This window comes from Nonomuraea sp. NPDC050310 (genome assembly GCF_040655795.1).
Lineage (GTDB): Bacteria > Actinomycetota > Actinomycetes > Streptosporangiales > Streptosporangiaceae > Nonomuraea.
Genome location: NZ_JBFAKP010000003.1, coordinates 567,111 through 586,428, shown reverse-complemented (window position 1 = coordinate 586,428; position 19,318 = coordinate 567,111). Strand labels below are relative to the sequence as shown.

The 19,318-nt window shown below is 73.8% G+C and carries 15 protein-coding genes; 10 read left to right on the top strand and 5 right to left on the bottom strand.

Translation table 11 applies throughout. From position 1 onward, the window contains the following. Positions 1-101: 101 nt before the first annotated feature. The 5 genes from ngcE to AB0I67_RS12360 are packed head-to-tail and all read left to right on the top strand — an operon-like array spanning position 102 to position 5,197. Positions 102-1,511: an N-acetylglucosamine/diacetylchitobiose ABC transporter substrate-binding protein gene (gene ngcE, locus AB0I67_RS12380; protein ID WP_357921848.1), complete on the top strand. Its 1,410-nt coding sequence runs from the start codon at positions 102-104 to the stop codon at positions 1,509-1,511. Between the two features lie 3 nt (positions 1,512-1,514). Beyond that, the gene (locus tag AB0I67_RS12375) at positions 1,515-2,396 is read left to right on the top strand and encodes a sugar ABC transporter permease (protein WP_357921845.1); all 882 of its coding nucleotides are present in this window, start codon (positions 1,515-1,517) and stop codon (positions 2,394-2,396) included. Beyond that, positions 2,396-3,226, top strand: coding sequence for a carbohydrate ABC transporter permease (locus tag AB0I67_RS12370; RefSeq protein WP_357921842.1), 831 nt, complete (start codon positions 2,396-2,398; stop codon positions 3,224-3,226). Before AB0I67_RS12375 ends, AB0I67_RS12370 begins: the two co-directional genes overlap by 1 nt. Positions 3,227-3,228: 2 nt before the next feature. After that, positions 3,229-4,419 (top strand): ROK family protein, encoded by a 1,191-nt coding sequence (locus tag AB0I67_RS12365; protein ID WP_357921839.1) that lies wholly within the window; start codon positions 3,229-3,231, stop codon positions 4,417-4,419. A 13-nt stretch (positions 4,420-4,432) separates the two neighbouring features. Then, the gene (locus tag AB0I67_RS12360) at positions 4,433-5,197 is read left to right on the top strand and encodes a PIG-L deacetylase family protein (RefSeq protein ID WP_357921836.1); all 765 of its coding nucleotides are present in this window, start codon (positions 4,433-4,435) and stop codon (positions 5,195-5,197) included. Positions 5,198-5,255: 58 nt separating this feature from the next. Here the strand turns inward: AB0I67_RS12360 and AB0I67_RS12355 are convergent, their stop codons facing one another. Next, positions 5,256-6,683, bottom strand: coding sequence for a CARDB domain-containing protein (locus AB0I67_RS12355; RefSeq protein WP_357921834.1), 1,428 nt, complete (start codon positions 6,681-6,683; stop codon positions 5,256-5,258). 116 nt (positions 6,684-6,799) lie between these two features. On the opposite strand from AB0I67_RS12355, the gene AB0I67_RS12350 reads away from it, so the two are divergent. Next, the gene (locus AB0I67_RS12350) at positions 6,800-8,875 is read left to right on the top strand and encodes a RecQ family ATP-dependent DNA helicase (protein WP_357921832.1); all 2,076 of its coding nucleotides are present in this window, start codon (positions 6,800-6,802) and stop codon (positions 8,873-8,875) included. A gap of 419 nt (positions 8,876-9,294) precedes the next feature. On the opposite strand, the gene AB0I67_RS12345 is transcribed toward AB0I67_RS12350, so the two are convergent. Then, the gene (locus tag AB0I67_RS12345; RefSeq protein WP_357921829.1) at positions 9,295-10,188 is read right to left on the bottom strand and encodes a sugar kinase; all 894 of its coding nucleotides are present in this window, start codon (positions 10,186-10,188) and stop codon (positions 9,295-9,297) included. Positions 10,189-10,313: 125 nt separating this feature from the next. On the opposite strand from AB0I67_RS12345, the gene AB0I67_RS12340 reads away from it, so the two are divergent. The 4 genes from AB0I67_RS12340 to AB0I67_RS12325 all read left to right on the top strand — a co-directional run bounded on the left by AB0I67_RS12340 (position 10,314) and on the right by AB0I67_RS12325 (position 15,699). Beyond that, a complete protein-coding gene (locus tag AB0I67_RS12340) occupies positions 10,314-13,061 on the top strand; it encodes a GNAT family N-acetyltransferase (protein ID WP_357922188.1) in 2,748 nt (915 codons plus the stop codon). A 47-nt stretch (positions 13,062-13,108) separates the two neighbouring features. Next, the gene (locus tag AB0I67_RS12335; RefSeq protein WP_357921826.1) at positions 13,109-13,699 is read left to right on the top strand and encodes a DUF5998 family protein; all 591 of its coding nucleotides are present in this window, start codon (positions 13,109-13,111) and stop codon (positions 13,697-13,699) included. Between the two features lie 63 nt (positions 13,700-13,762). Next, positions 13,763-14,887 carry a nucleotide pyrophosphatase/phosphodiesterase family protein gene (locus tag AB0I67_RS12330; RefSeq protein ID WP_357921823.1) on the top strand — a complete coding sequence of 375 codons (1,125 nt, stop codon included), beginning with the start codon at positions 13,763-13,765 and terminating at the stop codon, positions 14,885-14,887. Continuing rightward, on the top strand, positions 14,884-15,699 hold the full coding sequence (locus AB0I67_RS12325) for a sulfurtransferase (protein WP_357921820.1): 816 nt from the start codon (positions 14,884-14,886) through the stop codon (positions 15,697-15,699). Before AB0I67_RS12330 ends, AB0I67_RS12325 begins: the two co-directional genes overlap by 4 nt. Before the next feature lie 64 nt (positions 15,700-15,763). On the opposite strand, the gene AB0I67_RS12320 is transcribed toward AB0I67_RS12325, so the two are convergent. Genes AB0I67_RS12320 through AB0I67_RS12310 form a run of 3 tightly spaced genes read right to left on the bottom strand, consistent with a single transcriptional unit; the run spans position 15,764 to position 19,313 of the window. After that, a complete protein-coding gene (locus tag AB0I67_RS12320; protein WP_357921817.1) occupies positions 15,764-18,364 on the bottom strand; it encodes a CHAT domain-containing protein in 2,601 nt (866 codons plus the stop codon). Further along, entirely contained in the window at positions 18,343-18,789 is a 447-nt protein-coding gene (locus AB0I67_RS12315) for a hypothetical protein (RefSeq protein WP_357921815.1), read from the bottom strand. Before AB0I67_RS12315 ends, AB0I67_RS12320 begins: the two co-directional genes overlap by 22 nt. After that, on the bottom strand, positions 18,786-19,313 hold the full coding sequence (locus AB0I67_RS12310) for a sigma-70 family RNA polymerase sigma factor (RefSeq protein WP_357921812.1): 528 nt from the start codon (positions 19,311-19,313) through the stop codon (positions 18,786-18,788). Before AB0I67_RS12310 ends, AB0I67_RS12315 begins: the two co-directional genes overlap by 4 nt. Between the last annotated feature and the right edge of the window lie 5 nt (positions 19,314-19,318).

The following is a 19,318-nucleotide window of genomic DNA, read 5'->3' as shown; positions in this document are numbered from 1 at the left end:
CCCTTTCCGTAGGGAGCTCTTGACGCCGCTCGACCTGCCCTCCTAGAGTCAGCCGCTAATCGTCTGGAAAGTATCCAGACGGTTAGCGCTCAGGAGGAGCCATGTCCCCCAACCGCCGCGACGTCCTGCGCGGGCTCGGTCTCGCCGCGCTGGCCGCCCCCCTCGCCGCCTGCGCGACCGCCAGCCGTACCGCGACTCCTGCCGCCACCGCCACGGCCGCCGCGACGTCGGCGGCCAACCCGCTCGGCGTCCAGGCCGCCGCGCCGCTCGAAGTGGTCATCTTCAGCGGCGGCAACGGCGACAAGTACGCCGTGGACCTGCACGAGGCCGCCTACAGCAAGGCCTACCCGAACGCCAGGATCAAGCACGTCGCCACCCAGAAGGTCGGCACGCAGCTCCGCCCGCGCTTCATCGCCGGCGACGTCCCCGACGTGGTCAACAACTCCGGCCCCGAGGCCCTCGACCTGCAGGCCCTCGTCCAGGAAGGCCACCTCGCCGACCTCACCCCGCTGTTCGAGGCCCCCTCGCTCGCCTTCCCCGACAAGAAGGTCAAGGACACCCTCGTCGGCGGCGTCTACGAGAACTCCCTGATCGACGGCGTCCCCCGGGTGCTGCAGTACACCGTCGCCCACCGCGCCCTCTGGTACAACGCCAAGCTGTTCGAGGCCAAGGGCTGGACGGCGCCCAAGACCTGGGCCGAGTTCAACGCCCTCGGCGAGGAGGCGAAGAAGGCGGGCATCGCCCTGTTCGCCTACCCCGGCCAGGTCGGCCCCTTCTACCAGCTCTGGAACCTCGTCTACAGCGCCGCCAAGATCGGCGGCAACCAGGTCATCCTCGACATCGACAACCTGGCCGACGGCGCCTGGACCGCCGACCCGGTACGGCAGGCCGTGGCCGCCTGGGCGCAGGTCCAGAAGGACTTCGGCGACAAGGCCTACTTCGGCCTCGACCACACCCAGACCCAGATCAAGCACCTGCAGGACAAGGTCCTGTTCTACCCGTGCGGCTCCTGGCTGGAGAACGAGATGGCCAAGGACCGGCCGGACACCTTCGAGTACGCCATCGCCCCGGTCCCCAGCATCACCGCCGCCGACGCCATGCCGTACGAAGCGATCTTCGTCGGCGTGTCCGAGGCCTTCTTCGTCGGCGCCAAGGGCAAGAACCCGCAGGGCGGCCTGGAGTACCTGCGGATGATGCTCTCCCGGGAGGGCGCACGCGGCTACACCGAGCTCACCAAGAACCTCACCGTGGTCAACGGCGTGGTCGACGGCCTCCAGCTCACCTCGGCGGTCAACAGCGCCGCCAAGGCCCAGGAGGCGGCCGGCCGCGACACGATCACCGACGCCCGCTTCGAGACCTGGTACAAGGAGCTGTTCGACCACGCCCAGACCCAGACCAACTCGGTCATGGCCGGACGCAGCACCCCCGAGCAGTTCTGCGCGAACATGCAGAAGAAGGCCGACGAGCTCAAGAACGACCCGGCGATCGCCAAGCAGACCCGGAGCGTCTGACCGATGCGGCGGCACGGCTTCGTCGCGGGGTTCCTGCTCCTCCCCGTCGCGCTCTACCTCGTCTTCGTAATCAGCCCGTACGCGCAGGCGTTCCAGATCGCGCTGACCGACTGGCGGGGCGTGTCGGCCGGGCTCCACTACGTCGGGCTCGACAACTTCCAGCGGCTGTTCGGCAACGACGCCTTCTGGGAGGCGATCCGCAACCACGTGGTCCTGCTCGTCGCCATGCCGCTGGCCACCATCGCCCTGGCCCTGGTCTTCGCCTACCTGCTCAACGCGCAGGGCGGGGTCAGGGGCTCGGGCTTCTACCGGGTCGTCTTCTTCCTGCCGCAGGTGCTCGCGGTCGCGGTGGTGGGCGTGCTGTTCAAGGCCGTCTACCGGCCCGACTCCAGCGGCGTGCTCAACGGCGCGCTGATGAAGGTCGGGCTGGAGCCGGTCGGCTGGCTGACCGACCAGCGGCTGGCGCTCTGGTCGATCATCGCGGTGATGGTGTGGCAGGCCGTCGGCTTCTACATGGTGCTCTTCTCCGCGGGCATGGCGGCCATCCCGAAGGACGTCTTCGAGGCGGCGTCGCTCGACGGCGCGGGCCGGCTGACCCTGTTCTTCCGGATCACGCTGCCGCTGATCCGGGACACCGTCCAGGTCGGCTGGATCTACCTCGGCATCGCCGCCTTCGACGCCTTCGCCCTGGTCAACGTGCTCTCCATCGAGCAGGGCGGCCCCGACGGCGCGACCACGGTGCTGGCCACCGAGATCTACAAGAACGCCTTCGGCTACTCGCGCTTCGGCTACGCCTCGGCGATGGGCGTGGCGCTGTTCTTCCTGACCCTCACCTTCGCCGCGGTGACGATGCGGGTCACCAGGCGAGAGAGGATCGTGTACTGATGCGCCGCAGGCTCTTCGGCGGCCTGTCCCAGGCCGTGCTGGTGGTGTGGGCGCTGCTGATCATCGGCCCGCTGATCTGGACGCTGCTGGCCTCCTTCAAGAGCAACGCCGAGATCTTCGGCGACGCCCTGCAACTGCCGGGCGAGCTGCGCTGGGACAACTGGCTGCGCGCCTGGGAGAAGGCGAACGTCGGCACCTACCTGCTGAACACGGTGGTCGTGGTGTTCTTCGGGGTGCTCGGCACGATGCTGCTCAGCTCGATGGCCGCCTACGTGCTGGCGCGCTACCGCTTCCCCGGCAACCGGGCGATCTACTTCCTGTTCGTCTCCGGCATGGCCTTCCCGGTCTTCCTGGCGCTGGTCCCGCTCTTCTTCGTGGTCGACGGGCTCGGGCTGCTCGACTCGCACGTGGGGCTGGTGCTGGTCTACATCGCCTACTCGCTGCCGTTCACCGTGTTCTTCCTGACCTCCTTCTTCCGCGGCCTGCCGGACGCGGTCGCGGAGGCGGCGATGATGGACGGCGCCTCGCACACCCGCACGTTCTTCCAGATCATGCTGCCCATGGCCAAGCCCGGACTGGTCAGCCTGACGATCTTCAACGTGCTCGGCCAGTGGAACCAGTACCTCCTGCCGCTGGTGCTCCTGCCCGGCGACAAGAGCAAGTGGGTCATCACCCAGGGCATCGCCGACATCTCCACCATCGCGGGCTACGAGGCCGACTGGCCCGCCCTGTTCGCCGCCCTGAGCATGACCGTCCTGCCGGTCGTGGTCGCCTATATCGTCTTCCAGCGACACATCCAGTCCGGGCTGACCTCAGGAGCCGTGAAGTAAGCATGTCCACCGGGAATCCCACGGTCTTCCGCACCCTCAACGAGCGCGCCGCCCTCGAACTGCTGCTGCGCCACGGCACCCTCACCCGCGCCGAGCTGGAGCTGCACACCGGCCTGTCCAAGGCGTCGGCCGCCGAGGTGCTGCGCCGCCTGGAGAACGGCGGGCTGGCCCGCAAGGCCGGCACCAAGCCGGGCAACGCCGGTCCGGCCGCGCAGATGTGGGAGCTGGAGGGCGGCGCCGCGCTCGTCGCCGGAGCCGACCTGACCGCCGACGCCGTGGAGGTCGCGGTCGCCGACCTGACCGGCACGGTCCTCGGCCGGCACCGCGCCCAGGCCCCCGGGCCCGGGGCCGACGCCGTGGAGTTCCTGACCGCCGCCGTCGCCGCGGCCGCCGCCGAGGCCGGACTCGGGTTCGACGACCTCGACCAGATCGTGCTCGGCGTGCCGGGCATCGTCGAGTCCGGCGGGCAGCGGCTCAGCCAGGCGGTCCAGCTCTCCGGCTGGTCCCACCTCGACGACCTGGCCGACCTGCGCGACGCGCTCGGCCCCGAACGTTTCCGGCTGGAGAACGACGTCAACCTCGTGGCCATCCGCGAGCTGGCCGACCGCGAGGGCCAGAGCTTCGTCCTGCTCTGGATCGGCGGCGGCGTCGGCGCGGGCGCCGTGCTCGACGGCTCGCTCTGGCGGGGCGTCACCGGGCGTGGCGGCGAGGTCGGCTCGGTGATCGTGCCGGACCCGGTCGGCCGCGGGCGGCTCTACGGACCCGAGGGCGGCCCGCTCGGCGCCCTGCTCGGCGCCGCCCCGCTGGCCGCACTCGCCGCCGCCCACGGCCTCTCCGCCACACCGGCCGCCTCCCTGGCCGAGGTGGCCGCCCTCCTGCGCGAGGACTCCACGGAATCCTTCCTTGACGACGTCGCGGCGCGGGTCGCGGTCGCCGTGACCGCCGCCGTCGGTGTGCTCGACCCGGGCTGCGTCGTGCTGAGCGGCCCCCTCTGCGTGGCCGGCGGCGAACCCCTGCGCGCCCGCGTCGCCGCACTGCTCGCCCCCACCGGCCTGGCCCCGGTCACCGTGACCGTGGGCCGCGCCGGCGGCGGCAGCGTGCTCGAAGGCGCCGTCCGCTACGCCCTCGATCTGGCCCGCGAGCGGGTCTTCCAAGCCGGTACGGCAGGCCGTACCGGCGAGCAAATCCCCTGACGAAAGCTGAGACATGTTGCGCACCCTGGTGATCGCCGCCCATCCCGACGAGCCCGAGATCTACGCCGGCGGCACCGCCGCCCTGCTGGCCCGGGCCGGGCACGCGGTGAAGTTCCTGACCCTCACCAACGGTGACGCCGGGCACCACGAGATGGAACGAGCTCCCCTGGCCCGCCGCCGCGCCGAGGAGGCCTGGCGGGCGGCCGACGCGCTCGGCGTGACCACCTACGAGATCTTCGACGACGTGCACGACGGCTTCCTCGAACCCACCGTGGACCTGCGGCTGCGCGTCCTGCGGGAGATCCGCGGCTGGCGGCCCGACCTGGTGGTCGCGCTGCACGCCGACGGCGGCGGCCACCCCGACAACCGCGCGGCCGGCAAGCTCGCCGGGCAGGCGGTGGAGTTCTCCACCACCCGCAACGTCGAGTGCGGCAAGCCGGCCCTGGACCGGCAGCCGGTCTGCCTGCTGATGACCGACTACGTCTCGCGGCCCGTCCACCGGGACGACGTCGTGGTGGACGTCGCCCCGGTGCTGGAGGCCAAGCTCGACGCCTGCCTGGCGCACGCCTCGCAGTTCCTGGAGTACGCGCCGTTCCAGCGCGGGCTGCTGGCCAAGGTGCCCGACGCCGCCGACGTGGCGGCCTGCCGTACCTTCGTCAGCGAGCACTGGGCCGAGCACATCGGGCCGGAGACCTTCCAGCTCGCCCCGTACGGCCGGCGGCCGGCCGAGGGCGAACTGCTCGACCTCCTGCCCTTCGCCACGCTCCGAGCCCGCTGACCTCCGGGCGCAGGGTCGCCCCCAGGCCCGCCGGCCTGGCCGGGCGCCGCGCCCGGCGTCAGGCCGCGCGGCCTCGGCGGCGGGCGACCAGGCGCAGCCCCACCCCGGCGGCGATCAGCCCCACGGCCCCGGCCACGCCCAGCGCCACCGGCGCACCGGTCATGGGCAGCACGTCCCCGTGCGGCCGGTGCCTGGGTCCGTCACCCGCATGCCCGCGCTTTCCCGGCCCGTCGGTTGACGGGCCGGGCTCGCTGGACGTGGGCCGCGGCGTCGGCGAACCGGAAGGCGAGGGCGTCGGCGACGGGCTGGGAGCTGGCCCGTCGATCTCGGTGCTCACGCACTCCGCCCCCCGGCCGCCCCGGTTCGCGGTGGTCGTCGTGCCCACCGCGCAGTTGCGGATCACGTCCCCGTCGCCTCCCGAACTCACCCGCACGCCGAAGGTGAGCGTCCTGCTCTCGCCCGGCGCCAGATCGCCCACCGAACACCGGACCGTCCCCCCGGCCAGCGCGCACCCCGGCGGCAGGTCCGCCACGGTGAGCTTGCCGTCGACCAGGTCGGTGACCACCACGTTCTCCGCCGTGGCGTCACCGTCGTTGGCGATGACGACCGTGTACTCGTAGGTGTCACCGGGCCGGGCGACCGCCGGACCGCTCTTGTCCAGGTCGAGGTCGGGCTCGCCGCCCGTGATCGGGGGCGGCGGCTGCACGACGGTCGACACGCAGGAGACGTTGTTGCCGGTCTCGTTCTCGCGGCTGCCGGTGTAGACCGTGGCGCAGTTGTCGATCTGCGTCCCCCCGGGCGCCCGCACCCGGACGGTGAAGGTGAACTCCCGCCGCTCGCCGGGCTTGAGCCTGCCCAGCGGGCACGACACCGTCAGGCCGCTCGCGGGGCACTCGGCCGGCAGGTCGACGATCTCGGTGAGGTTGCCGTCGGTCGGGTCCTGGACCGTCACGTCCACCGCGTCCGAGGGGCCGTGGTTGACCACGACCACGGTGTAGGTGATCGTGCCGTCCTGCTCGACCGTGGCCGGGCCCGACTTGGTGATCTCCACGTCGGTGACCGTCCGGGTCTGCGAGATGAGCTGCCCCGTGGCGGGGGCGGTGTTCGAGCCGTCCGCGGTGAAGCCGTTGCGCAGGTTGGTGCCGTCGGCGAGGGCGGAGTCCACGGTGACCGGGATGCTCAGCGTCAGCTCGCCGCCGGGCGGGATGGCCGTGCCTGGGCCGCCGCAGGTCACCGTCTGCCCGCTCGCCGTACAGCCGGCGGGCAGCGCGCCCGGTGTCAGGTTCGGGTCGAGGGTGTCGGTGACGACCACGTCCGTGGCCGGCGTGTCGCCGGTGTTGCGCACGGTCAGGGTGTAGACCGACTCCGCTCCGATGATCATCGGGTCGGGCGACACGGTCTTGGTGACCTGGAGCTGGGCCGCCCGCGCGCCCCCGCCGAACGGCAGGACCGACAGGGCCAGCACCACCAGGATCGCGACAGTCATGAACCGACTCTCCGACCCGCCTGACCTGCGACGATGGAACGACACAGGGGCAGGCGACAGCTTTTCCCAGCCTTGGCCGGGGCGAAGCGTCGGTCAGACCTGGTAACAAAGGAGCCATGGACGAAGCGGCGCTGATGCGCGAGGAGGCCGAGGAGCGGCTGAGGGCCCTGGCGGGCGAGCACGCCCGGCTCCGGGACGACCAGTGGAACGCCATCGCGGCCCTGGTCATGGAGCGCCGCCGGGTGCTCGTGGTGCAGCGCACCGGCTGGGGCAAGTCGGCGGTCTACTTCGTGGCCACCGGCCTGCTGCGCGACCTCGGCGAGGGGCCCACGGTCATCGTCTCGCCCCTGCTGGCGCTGATGCGCAACCAGATCGCCGCCGCCGAGCGGGCCGGCATCCGCGCGGTGACCATCAACTCGGCCAACCCCGAGGACTGGGCCCGCGTCTACGAGCAGGTCGCCGAGGGCCTGGTCGACGTGCTGCTGGTCAGCCCCGAACGGCTCAACAACCCCGACTTCCGCGACAACGTCCTGCCCGAACTGGCCGAGAGCGCCGGCCTCGTCGTGGTCGACGAGGCGCACTGCATCTCCGACTGGGGCCACGACTTCCGGCCCGACTACCGCCGGCTGGCGCGGCTGTTCGAGGAGCTGCCGCCGGGCATCCCGGTGCTGGCCACGACCGCGACCGCCAACGCCCGCGTCACCCACGACGTCGCCGAGCAGATGGGCGAGGACACCCTGGTCCTGCGCGGGCCGCTGGAGCGCGACAGCCTCCACCTCAGCGTCGTACGGCCCGCCAGCGCCGAGCAGCGGCTGGCCTGGCTCGCCCAGACCCTCGACGAGCTGCCGGGCTCCGGCATCGTCTACACCCTGACCGTGGCCGCCGCCCAGGAGATCGCCGCCTACCTGCGCGACAAGGGCCACGAGGTGCGCGCCTACTCCGGGCAGACCGACCCCGCCGAACGCCTGGAGGCCGAGGAGGCGCTGCTCGCCAACAAGATCAAGGCGCTGGTGGCCACCAGCGCGCTCGGCATGGGCTTCGACAAGCCCGACCTGGGCTTCGTCATCCACGTCGGCGCCCCGCAGTCCCCGGTCGCCTACTACCAGCAGGTCGGCCGGGCCGGCCGCGGCGTCGAGCGGGCCGAGGTCATCCTGCTGCCCGGCGCGGAGGACAAGGAGATCTGGGCCTACTTCGGCTCCCTCGCCTTCCCGCCCGAACCCCAGGTCCGCGCCACGCTGGCCGCGCTGGAAGGCGGCGTGCTGTCCACCCAGGCCCTCGAGAGCCGCGTCGACCTGAGCCGCACCCGCCTGGAGATGATGCTCAAGGTCCTCGACGTGGACGGCGCGGTCCGCCGGGTCAAGGGCGGCTGGGAGTCCACCGGCGAACCGTGGTCCTACGACGCCGACCGCTACGCCCGTGTGGCCGAGGCCCGGCGGAGCGAGCAGGAGGCCATGCTCGGCTACCTCACCACCACCGGCTGCCGAGAGGAGTACCTCCGCCGCTGCCTCGACGACGACGCCGCCACCGCCTGCGGGCGCTGCGACAACTGCACCGGCGCCCACCGCAGCGCCGACGTGCGGGCCGAGGCGCTCGACGACGCCCGCGAGCGGCTGTCCAGGCCCGGCATCGAGATCGAGGCCCGCCGGCAGTGGCCCACCGGGCTGGCCGACCTGTCCGGACGGATCAAGCCCGAGCTCGGCGCCCAGCCCGGGCGGGCGCTCGGGCGGCTCACCGACATCGGCTGGGGCAACCGGCTGCGCGACCTCTTCAGCCAGCCCGACGGGCCGCTGCCCGACGAGGTCTTCCAGGGCGTGGTGCAGGTGCTCAAGACCTGGGGGTGGGCCGAGCGGCCGGTCGCGGTGGTCTCGCTGCCCTCCGGCTCCCGGCCGCAGCTCGTCCGCAGCCTGGCCGAGCGGCTGGCCCAGATCGGGCGGCTCGACTACCTCGGCGAGCTGGGCTACCGCGCCGGGTCGCCGGGGAGCCAGTTCAACAGCGCCAAGCGGGTGCAGGCCATCCGTGCCACCCTGGCCATGCCGCGCGAGCTCGGGGGGCGGATCGCGGCTTGCGGCGGGCCGGTGCTGCTGGTGGACGACCGGATCGACACCGGCTGGACCATGACCCTGGCCACCGCCCTCGTCCGCCACGCCGGCGCCCCCGCCGTCCTCCCCCTGGCTTTGGCCGCCACCTCCTAACCGCAGCCCTACCTGGGCGGGGGCCGCTCCTTGGGACCCACCCAAGATGTACGGCTAGCCGCCCCGGCCACCGGGGCTGCGGGCCGTACAGACGACCGCATCGGGGGCGCGCGCCCGAGCGGGACGCGGGCCGTACAGGGGGCCGGGTCTGGGCGGGCCGCCCGAGCGCGCCGGGCAGGTGGGGGAGTGGGTGGAGTGGTCAAGGCCGCCAGCAGACGGACAGCGGCAGCCGAGGGCCGGTTCACCCAACCAAGCCGCACCGGCCGCACCGACCGGGCCAACCCGGCCAACCGGAAAGAGGCTGGGCCGGTTAGAGGCGCGCTGGGTAGGGGCGGGCCGGTTAGAGGCGCGCCGGTTAGAGGCTGGTCCGGTTACTGGCCGGTCCGGTTAGAGGTCGGGGCGGTTAGAGGCGGGGGCGGTTAGAGGCGGGGGCGGGCGCCGAGGTGGCTGATGGCCTGGGCGGCGAGGTGGCAGCCGGCCGCCAGCGACTCCGCCGGCGGCTTGCCGGCCAGCCAAGGCGGCAGCATCCCGGCCACGAAGGCGTCACCCGCACCGGTGCCGTCGACCACCCGGTCCACGGGCACGGCCGGAACCTTCACCGGCTCGCTGCGCCCGTTGGTGAACCAGAGCGCCCCGTCCTTGTTGAGCTTGATCACAACCTGCGGGAACCAGGCGGTCAGCACCTTGGCCGCCGCAGCCGGGTCGTCCCGGCCGGTGAGCAGCTTGGCCTGGTCGGCGTTGGCGAAGAGCAGCTTGGCGCCGTTGGTCCACTCGAGGTACGGCTCGGCGCCGATGCGCTCCAGCGGCGCGGTGGAGGCGCAGTCGACCGAGATGGACATCCCACCCCGCCGAGCCATGTCCAGCGCCGCGAACCCGGCCTCACGTGAGCCCTCGTTCATCAGCGTGTAGCCGGACAAGTGCAGATGACTGCCCTGGGTGAACAGGTCACGCGGCAGGTCCTCGGGGGAGAGCGCCGCGTTGGCCCCGGGGTCGGACAGCTGCGTGCGCTCGCCCTTGTGCGTCACCAGCACCACGCAGGTGCCGGTGGGGCGTTCGGGGTCCATGACGAGCCGGGCGTCGACGCCGTAGCCCATCAGTTCCATGTCGCGGTTACGCCCGGTGATGTCGGCGCCACGACGGCCGATGAAGGCCACCTCCGCGCCCTCGACCGCGAGCCACGAGGCGACGTTGGCGCCGGAGCCGCCGCCGTGCATCGTGACCGTGGCGGGAGTGTCACTGGCGCGGGCGAGGGCATAACGGGCGCGCGCCAGCGCGTCGGTCATGAGATCGCCCACCACGACGACCCGCGTCATGATGCCACCACCTTGCTGCCTTCAGAACGAGCCCGGCCTTGGCGAAGAACCTATCGTCGCCAAGGCAAAAAGTAACAGCTTCCCGGCGGCTCGTGGGGGAGAGAGCCAGTTCGGCGATGCAGTCGATGCACAAGCGTTGCCCAGCGGAGGCGCACGTGAGGCACGGGACTACGCTCGAGACTGTGGAGGCACCGCACAGCCCTTACCCCGCCCACTGGGAGGCGGACGTCGTCCTGACCGACGGCGGGACCGCGCATGTCCGCCCGATCCGCCCGGAGGACGCCGGCCTCTTGCGCGCCTTCTACTCCCGGCTGTCGGACGAGTCGATCTATTTCCGTTTCTTCGGTCCCCGCCCCAAGCTGAGCGACCGCGAGGTGGAGTGGTTCACCAACGTGGACTACACCGGCCGCGTCGCGCTGATCGCCACGATCGGCACCGAGATGGTGGCGGTCATCCGCTACGACCGGATCGATCCGGGGGAGGCGGAGGTCGCCTTCCTGGTCGAGGACGCCCATCAGGGCCGGGGCGTGGCCAGCGTGCTCCTGGAGCACCTCGCCGCCACCGCCAGGGAGAACGGCATCGAGCACTTCGTCGCCGACGTGCTGCCGGCCAACATGAAGATGATGGCCGTGCTGCGCCAGGCCGGTTACACCGCGCAGAGCCGGTTCGCCGACGGCGTGGTCCGCATGACGCTCGACCTCACGCCCACCGAGACCTCCGCCGAGGTGACCGCCGCCCGCGAGCACCGCGCCGAGGCCCGGTCCATCGCCCGGCTGCTGTCGCCCGGCTCGGTCGCGGTCATCGGCGCCTCGCGCGAGCCCCGCGGGGTCGGCCAGACCGTGCTGCGCAACCTGCTGGCCGCCGACTTCACCGGCCCGGTCTACCCGGTCCACCGCGAGGTGCGCGCGGTCGCCGGGGTGCGGGCCTACCCGAGCGTCACCGCGATCGACGACGAGGTGGACCTCGCCGTCGTGGCCGTCCCCGCCGACAGCGTCATCGACGTGGTCAAGGAGTGCGCCGAGAAGGGCGTGCACGGCCTGGTCGTGGTCTCCTCCGGCTTCGGCGAGACCGGTGCGGCCGGCAAGGCCCGCCAGGACGAGCTGGCCAGCCTCGCCCGCGCGTACGGCCTGCGCGTGGTCGGCCCCAACTGCCTGGGCATCGCCAACACCGACCCGGCGGTCCGGCTCAACGCCACCCTGGCCGCCACCGTTCCCGGCCGTGGCCGGGTCGGCTTCTTCAGCCAGTCCGGCGCGCTCGGCACCGCGTTGCTCCAGCGGGTGGCGCAGCGCGGCATGGGCATCTCGTCCTTCGTCAGCGCAGGCAACCGGGCCGACGTCTCCGGCAACGACCTGCTGCAGTACTGGGAGGAGGACCCGGCCACCGAGGTCATCCTCCTCTACCTGGAGTCGCTCGGTAATCCGCGCAAGTTCACCCGGCTGGCCAGGCGCATCTCGCAGAGCAAGCCGATCGTGGTGGTCAAGAGCCTCGGCGCGCCCAAGTCCCACTCCGGCACCGAGCTGGGTCTGCCCGACTCGGCGATCAGCTCGCTGTTCGAGCAGTCCGGCGTGATCCGGGTGGACGACCTCATCCAGCTCTTCGACGTCGGCCAGCTCCTGGCGCACCAGCCGCTGCCGCGCGGGCCGCGCGTGGGCCTGGTGACCAACTCCGACGCTATGGGCCACCTCGCGGTGGACTCCTGCCTGGGCGCCGGGCTGGAGCCGGGCCGCCCGGTCAACCTGGGGGCCGCCGCCGGGGCCCAGGAGTACGGCAGCGCCCTGGCCGGCCTGCTCGGCTCCGGCGAGGTCGACTCCGTGGTGGTGATCTACATGCCGCCCGTGCCCGGCGGCAGCGACGCGGTCGCCGCCGAGCTGGCCCGGGTCGCGGCCGACAGCGGCAAGCCGGTCGTGGCCACCTTCGAGGGCTACCTCGGCATGCATCCCGCGCTCGCGCCCATCCCCTCCTACGCCGCGCCCGAGGAGGCCGTGCGCGCGCTGGCCCGCGCGACCGCCTACGCCGCCTGGCGCGACCGGCCCGCCGACTACCCGCCCGAGCTGGACGACCTCGACCCCGAGCGCGCCCGCGCCCTCGTCGAGGCCGCCCTCGAAGACCCTGCTCCCGGCGACTCTGCTCCCGGCCACGCTGCTCCCGGCGGCTCCGCTTCTGGCGATCCGGGGGACCGCTCCGGGCGGGCCGACGCGCCCGAACGCCGGGTGGAGCTCGACCCCACCGACCTGCTCGCCTGCTACGGCCTGTCGGTCTGGCCGTCCGAGCCGGTCTCCTCGCCCGAGGAGGCCGCCTTCGAGGCCGAGCGCATGGGCTGGCCGGTCGTGCTCAAGCTGACCGGCCCCGGCGCCTCCCGCCAGGCCGGCACCGTACGGCTCGGCCTGTCCGGCCCGGAGAGCGTGCGCCACGCCTACGAGGAGTTCGTCGCCCGCTTCGGCCCCGACGCCCCGCTCGCCGTCCAGCGCATGGCCCCGCAGCCGGCCGTACCGACCGTGGTCAGCGTGGTGGAGGACCCCGCCTTCGGCCCGGTCGTCTCCTTCGGCCTCGGCGAGGTCACCGCCCGGCTGCTCGGCGACGAGAGCTTCCGCCTGGCCCCCCTGACCCGCCAGGACGCCGCAGAACTGGTCCGCTCCGTGCGCGCCGCGCCGCTGCTCCTGGGCGAGTACGGTTACCCCCCGGTCGCGGTCGGGGCGCTGGAGGACCTGCTCGTCCGCGTCGCCCGCCTGGCGCACGACCTGCCCGAACTGGCCCGCCTCGACCTCGACCAGGTGCTCGTCGGCGAGTCCGAGACGATCGTGCTCGGCGCGCGGGCGGTCCTGGCCACCCCCGACGCCCCGCGCCTCGACGGGGGGCCACGCCGCCTGTTGTGATCCCGCGGCAGTGTGAGACGAGGCCCCGCTCCTGGCAGGATGGACCCATGAGGGAAACCCGAGTCTCAGCCGCGGGCCTGCGTGAAGCGATCGAGCGCAGCGGCTACTACCCCGACCTCGTCACCGATGCGGTCGAATCCGCGCTGGGCAAGGAAGCCGTGACCGCCTTCGTGGTGCACCACGAGGCCACCTTCGACCCCGCCATGGAGGTCCGCCGGCACGTCACCGTCCTGGTGCTCACCGCCGGGCGGCTGCTGGTCTGCCACACCGACGAGCATCCGGCGGTCGAGGGCGTCTCCGCCTCCCACGCCTCCACGACCACCGAGGCGGTCCGCCTGAGCCGCATCCAGTCGGTCGCGGTGACCCGCGTGGTGCCCGACCCCGCCGCCTACGCGCCGGGCGTCGCCCCCACCGAGGTCACGCTGACCATCGGCTGGGGCGCCATCTCCCACGTGGATCTCGAACCGGCCACCTGCGGCGACGAGAACTGCGAGGCCGACCACGGCTACACCGGCGCGATCACCGCCGACGACCTGTCGCTGCGCGTCAGCGAGGCCGCCGACGGGCCGGAAGCCGTCTCGCACGTGCTGGCCTTCGCCAAGTCCCTCTCCGAGGCCACCGCCCGCGCCGCCTCCTGAACCGAGCCGCCTCCGACGCCGAGGCAGCGAACCCAGCCGCCTCCTGACCCTCCAGAGGTGCCCATGCGGCATGAGCCGCTCCTGCCCGCCTACGGCGGGTCCACGCTGGCCGAGCTGCCCGGTTCGGTGCTGGCCGCGCTCGGGTTGCCCGGCCCCAACCCGCTCGGCCTCGAACCCGTCCGGCGCGTGGTCGTCCTGCTCGTCGACGGGCTGGGCGCCGATCTCCTGCGCGCCCATCCCGAACGCGCGCCCTTCCTGTCCGCCGCGGCCGGCCGTACGCTCACCTCGGGTTTCCCCGCGACCACGGTGACCAGCCTGTGCACGCTCGGCACCGGGCTCGCGCCGGGCGAGCACGGCATGCTCGGCATGGTCCTGGCGGTGCCCGGCACCGGCCACCTGTTCAACTGCCTGCGCTGGACGCTGCCCGGCGGCCTCGACATGGACCCGCTGGAGTGGCAGCCCGCCCCCACCGTCTTCCAGCGCGCGGCCGGGGCCGGGATCGCGACCAGCTACGTCGGCCCCGCCGAGTTCGAGGGCACCGGCCTGACCCGCGCGGTCTACCGCGGCGCCCGCTACCTGGCCGCCAACACCGTGGACGAGCGGGTCGAGGCCACCCGCCGCGCCCTGGCCGAACCACGCGCGCACGTGACCGTCTACTACGGCGACCTCGACGCCTACGGGCACCTGTGCGGCTGGGGCAGCCCCGAATGGCTCGACCAGCTCGCCGTCGTCGACGAGCTGGCCCGGCGGCTGGCCGAGGCGCTGCCGCCCGGCTCGGCGCTCTACGTCACCGCCGACCACGGCATGGTCAACGCCACCGCCAAGGCCGACGCCGACACCGACCCGGCGCTCACCACCGGCGTGGCCATGCTCGGCGGCGACTCCCGCGCCCGGCACGTCTACGCCGAGTCCGGCGCGGCCGGGGCCGTGCTCGACTCGTGGCGCGAGCGGCTGGCCGGGCAGGCGTGGGTGCTCTCGCGCGGCGAGGCGGTCGAGGCCGGCTGGTTCGGCCCCCGAGTAAGATCCGAATGGCTCGGGCGCATCGGCGACGTGGTCGCGGTTCCCTACGGTGAGCTGGCCATCGTCGCCTCGCGGACCGGTTCGCTGGAGGCCACCTTCACCGGGTACCACGGCTCGCTGACCGCGCTGGAGCAGCACGTCCCGCTTCTGGAAGTGAGCACCCGATGAGTCCGTTGATCACCCTGGCCGAGCTCGACGCGCTGGGCGAGGTGACCCTGCTCGACGTGCGGTCGCGGCTGGGCGGCCCGCCCGGCGTCACCTTCTACCGCGAAGGCCACATCCCCGGCGCCGCCTACTGCGACCTCGACGCCGACCTCGCCGGTCCGGCCGGCGCGGGCGGCCGGCACCCGCTGCCCGAGACCGAGGCGTTCCAGGCGGCGATGCGGCGGCTCGGCGTCTCGAACGACCGCCCCGTGGTGGCCTACGACGACGCCGGCTCCACCATCGCCGCCCGCATCTGGTGGACGCTGCGGTACTTCGGCCACCAGGACGTGCGCGTGCTCGACGGCGGCCTGGCCGCCTGGACCGCCGACGGGCGGCCGGCCACCACCGACGAGCCGCAGGTCGAGCCGGGTGACTTCGTCGCCAAGCCGGGCGCGCTGCCCGTCCTCGACGCCGACGAGGCCGCCGCCCTGGCCCGTTCCGGGATCCTCGTGGACGCCCGGTCCGCCGAGCGCTACCGCGGTGAGACCGAGCCCATCGACCCGGCGGCCGGGCACGTCCCGGGGGCGGTCAACGTGCCGACCACCGGGAACGTCGGCCCCGACGGGCGGTTCCTGCCCGCCGAACAGCTCCGGGCCCGTTTCGACGCCGTGGGGGTGCGGGACGGGGTCCCGCTGGGGGCCTACTGCGGGTCCGGCGTGACCGCCGCGCACGAGCTGATCGCCCTCGAACTCGCCGGTTACCCCGGTGCGGCCCTGTACGTGGGCTCGTGGTCCAACTGGTCAGCCGACCCGTCCCGCCCGATCGAGACCGCCTGACCCCCGCCCCAGCCTGACCCGGCCAGGCCGACCTGCTCAGCCTGACCGGCCGGCCTGGTCTCGCTCAGCCGGTGATCTGGCGGCCGAGGGGGCGGTCGCCCGCGCCGAAGCAGACGAACCCGCGGGCCCCGGTCTCGGCCGCCGCCGCGGCCAGGGCCCGCTCGGGCGTCTCCCGCCCGGCCAGCCGCCGGTGGAAGGCGTCCATCAACGCGGCGGTCTCCTCGTCCGGCACGGGCACCATCCCGGCCACCACACAGCTCGTCCCCTGCGCCAGGAACGCCCCGGCCAGCCCCAGCGCCGCCCCCTCCGCCGGGACGTGCGCCATCCCCGAGTCGCACGCCGACAGCACCACCAGCCGCGGCGGGCCGGCCACCCGCAGCAGGTCGTAGGCCATCAGCGGCCGATCCTCCAGCGTCAGGCTCGACAGCAGCGGGCTGCGCGCGTGGAAGGTGCCGTGCGCGGCCAGGTGCACCACCTCGGCCCGGTCGAGCGCCGCCAGCACCTCCGCCACGGTGGCCGGGACCCGCGTCGCGCCGGCGTGGTGCCGCGCGACCGTCTCCGCCTCGCGCTCGGCGTGCCGCAGCCCAGGACCCGCGCAGACCGCGACCTCGCCCTTCCCGGCCCGCCGCGGCCCCACCCGCGCCGCGTACCAGGCCCGGGCGCTGGACGCCACGCTCACCGGCCGCCCCCGCAGGTACGGCAAAGCCGCCCACGGCACCGTGTGCAGCGGCCCCGCGGGCACGATGACCAGCGGCGACTCCCCGATCCCGGCGGCGAGCGGCGCGAACAGCAGCTCCTCCAGCTCCCCGGCCGCGGCCGCCAGCGCGTCGAGGTCCTGGGCCGCCTCCACCCCGAGCCCGCCGTCGGCGAGGTGCACCCGGCGCAACGCGTACCGCACCCGCACGACGGCCTCGCCGATCTGCTGGACCGGTCCGAGCCGCCGCAGGACGGGCCGTCCGGGACCGGCCAGGAGGGCGACGAGCTCGCCGTCGTCGATCAGGAACTCCACCAGCGCCCGGCCGCCCAGCGCGGTCCGGACGGCGGCCAGCCGTACCGTCTGGGGGCGGCCGGTGGCGGTCACCGCCCGCCAGCGTTCGGCCCAGGCGAAGACCTGCTCGGGCCGGCCGTCGCCCAGCGCCAGCCGCAGCCCGAAGGCGGCCAGCCGCTCCCCGGCCCGAGCCGTATGGGCGCGGATGGCCGGATCGTCCAGCCGTCGCACCTGGTGCCCGATGCCGGCCAAGCCGTCGAGGACCGCGCCGAAGGCCGTCGCGGGATCGCCGTCCAGCGCCGCCTCCAGCGCGAGCGCGTGCTGGTGGATGACCGGCGGCACGCTCCGGCCGGGCGCGGCGGTGAGCCGGGTGAGCTGGGCCGCGGCCGTCTCGGTCGCCCCCAGCTTCAGCGCGGTCTCGGCCGCCAGCAGCCGCGTCCCGGCCCCGCAGGTCGCCGAGGCGGGACCGCGGTCGAGCTCGTCGGCGCAGGCCAGCAGCTCGTCGACCAGCTCGGGGGTGGGCGGTTCGAGGGCGAGCCTGGCCCGCAGCAGGGTGTCGGTGGCCACCGGCGCCCAGACGTGCCGGTCCTGCCCGGACAGCTCGTCGCGGGCCCGCCCGGCCAGCTCGGCGGCCCGGCGGGCGTCGCCGGTGAGCAGCTCGACCTGGGCGAGCTTCAGCCGCGCCTCGGCCAGGGCCGCCCCGGCTCCGGCCGCCTCCAGCTCGGGGAGCGCCAGGCTGAGCATCACCCGCGCCTCGCCTGGCAGGTGGGCGGCCAGCAGGGCCCCGGCGAAGTCGGTGCGCATCGTGGCCAGGCGCTCGGTGAAGCCGAACAGCGTGTCCTCGGAGGCGCGGTAGTGGGCGAAGGCGGCGGCGATGTCGCCCTGCCGTACCGCCACGAAGGGCAGGTTGGCGGTCGCCAGCCGGGCGAGGTGGTCGAGGCGGTGCCGCGTGGACAGTTCCCGGCAGGCGGTGATGTCGCGCACGGCCTCGGGCCATTCGGCGCGGTAGGCGTGGACCAGGCCCCGGTTGAGCAGGCCACCGGCCAGGAAGCGCTGGTTGTCGAGGCTGTCGTCGGCGCGGGACAGCTCGGCCACCGCGCGGTCGCAGGCGGCCACGGCCTCCTGGCAGCGGCCGAGGTGGGCCAGCGCGACCGCGCGCTGGGTCTCCAGCTTGGCGCGGTCGAGGCGGGGCAGATGGGCGTAGGCCAGGGCGGCGATGCGCAGGGCTTGGAGCGGATGCCCCCGCTCGGTCCGTACGGTCACCAGCGACAACCGGGCCTGCGCCACCCGGTGGGCGGGCACGCCGGGCAGGGCGATGGCCCGGCGCAGGCAGTGCTCGGCCATCCGCAGATCGCCCAGCTCCCGCGCGGCCAGTGCCATGGCCCGCAACGACACCGCGGCCATCTCGGGAGCCGCCGCACGCAGCTCGGGGTCGTCAGGAGGGTCCTCGTGCGCTGCGGGTTCGGGCGCCGGCCAATGGCTGGCGAACGAGCTGCGCGGCTGCCCCGCGCCGAGCCGTTCGGCCAGGGCGAGCAGGCCACGGCCCGTGGCCAGGGCGGCCGCGGGATCGACCACCGAACGGATCACCGCACCTTCGGCCCTGGCGAGGAGCTCGTCGCGAGGGCCGGGCGCGGCGGCGCCCGGCCCCGGCTCGCTCAGGAGCGGATCCGCAACCATCGGGTGACGATCGGGGCGTGCCCGGTCCGGTGGCAGACCAGGCTGAACCACCCGGGGGGCAGTCCGGTGGCGGCGAACTGCCCTGACGCGGCCACCTCGCGGCGGACGGTCAGTTGCAGGGTCCGGATCTCGATGCGGCAGCCGTCGGGCGGGCAGGGGAAGACCCGCCCGGCCAGGTTGATCAGCCCGTCCCCGATCGTGACCTCCACGTCGAACGCGAGCTCGGGCGTGGCGAAGCGGACCAGCCGCGGGCCGTCCTCCCCTCGGACGCCGCGGGCGGCGGCGGACTCGACGGGGGTGGCGGTGACCGCGTCTGGCACCCGCAGGTTGTACGCCTCACGTGCCGCCGCGGACACGTGAGCCGGGATCGGGTCGTGGCCCGATCCGAGACGGAGGGCGGCTAGAAGGTATTCGTCGTCGGTCATTGCACCTTTTCCTCGAGGGAGATCCGGGTGCGCAGTTTCTGCAGGCAGCGAGCTCGGGTCGGACCCACGCTGCCGGGTGGGATGCCCATGCGGACGGCCACCTGCCGCGGTCCCGCCTGGGTGGCCAGGAGCTTGAGCAGCGTGCGGCACGGCTCCGGCAGGTCGGTGACCTGCTGCCAGAGCAGCCGGACCGAGTCCGCCTCGAGGAGCGTGGACTCGGGGCTGGGATGAGCCGGCGGGGTGAACGCGGGGAACGTCGTCGGTCCCCGCCTGAGCAACTGGATCGCCTCGCGCCTGGCGGTGGTGACCAGCCAGGCCCCGACGCAGGAAGGTTCCCTGATCCGGTCGAGACTCTCCAGCAGGCGGAGCCAGGCGCCCTGCACCGCGTCGGCGGCGTCGGCCTCACCCAGCCCGCAAGCGCGTGCGACGGCCCACATCCGCGGCCCGAAGAGGGCTTCGAGCCCGGCCCAGGCCGACTCGTCCCCTTCTGCCGCGGCCTTGAGCAGGAGCGCCGCATCGCTCATGTTGC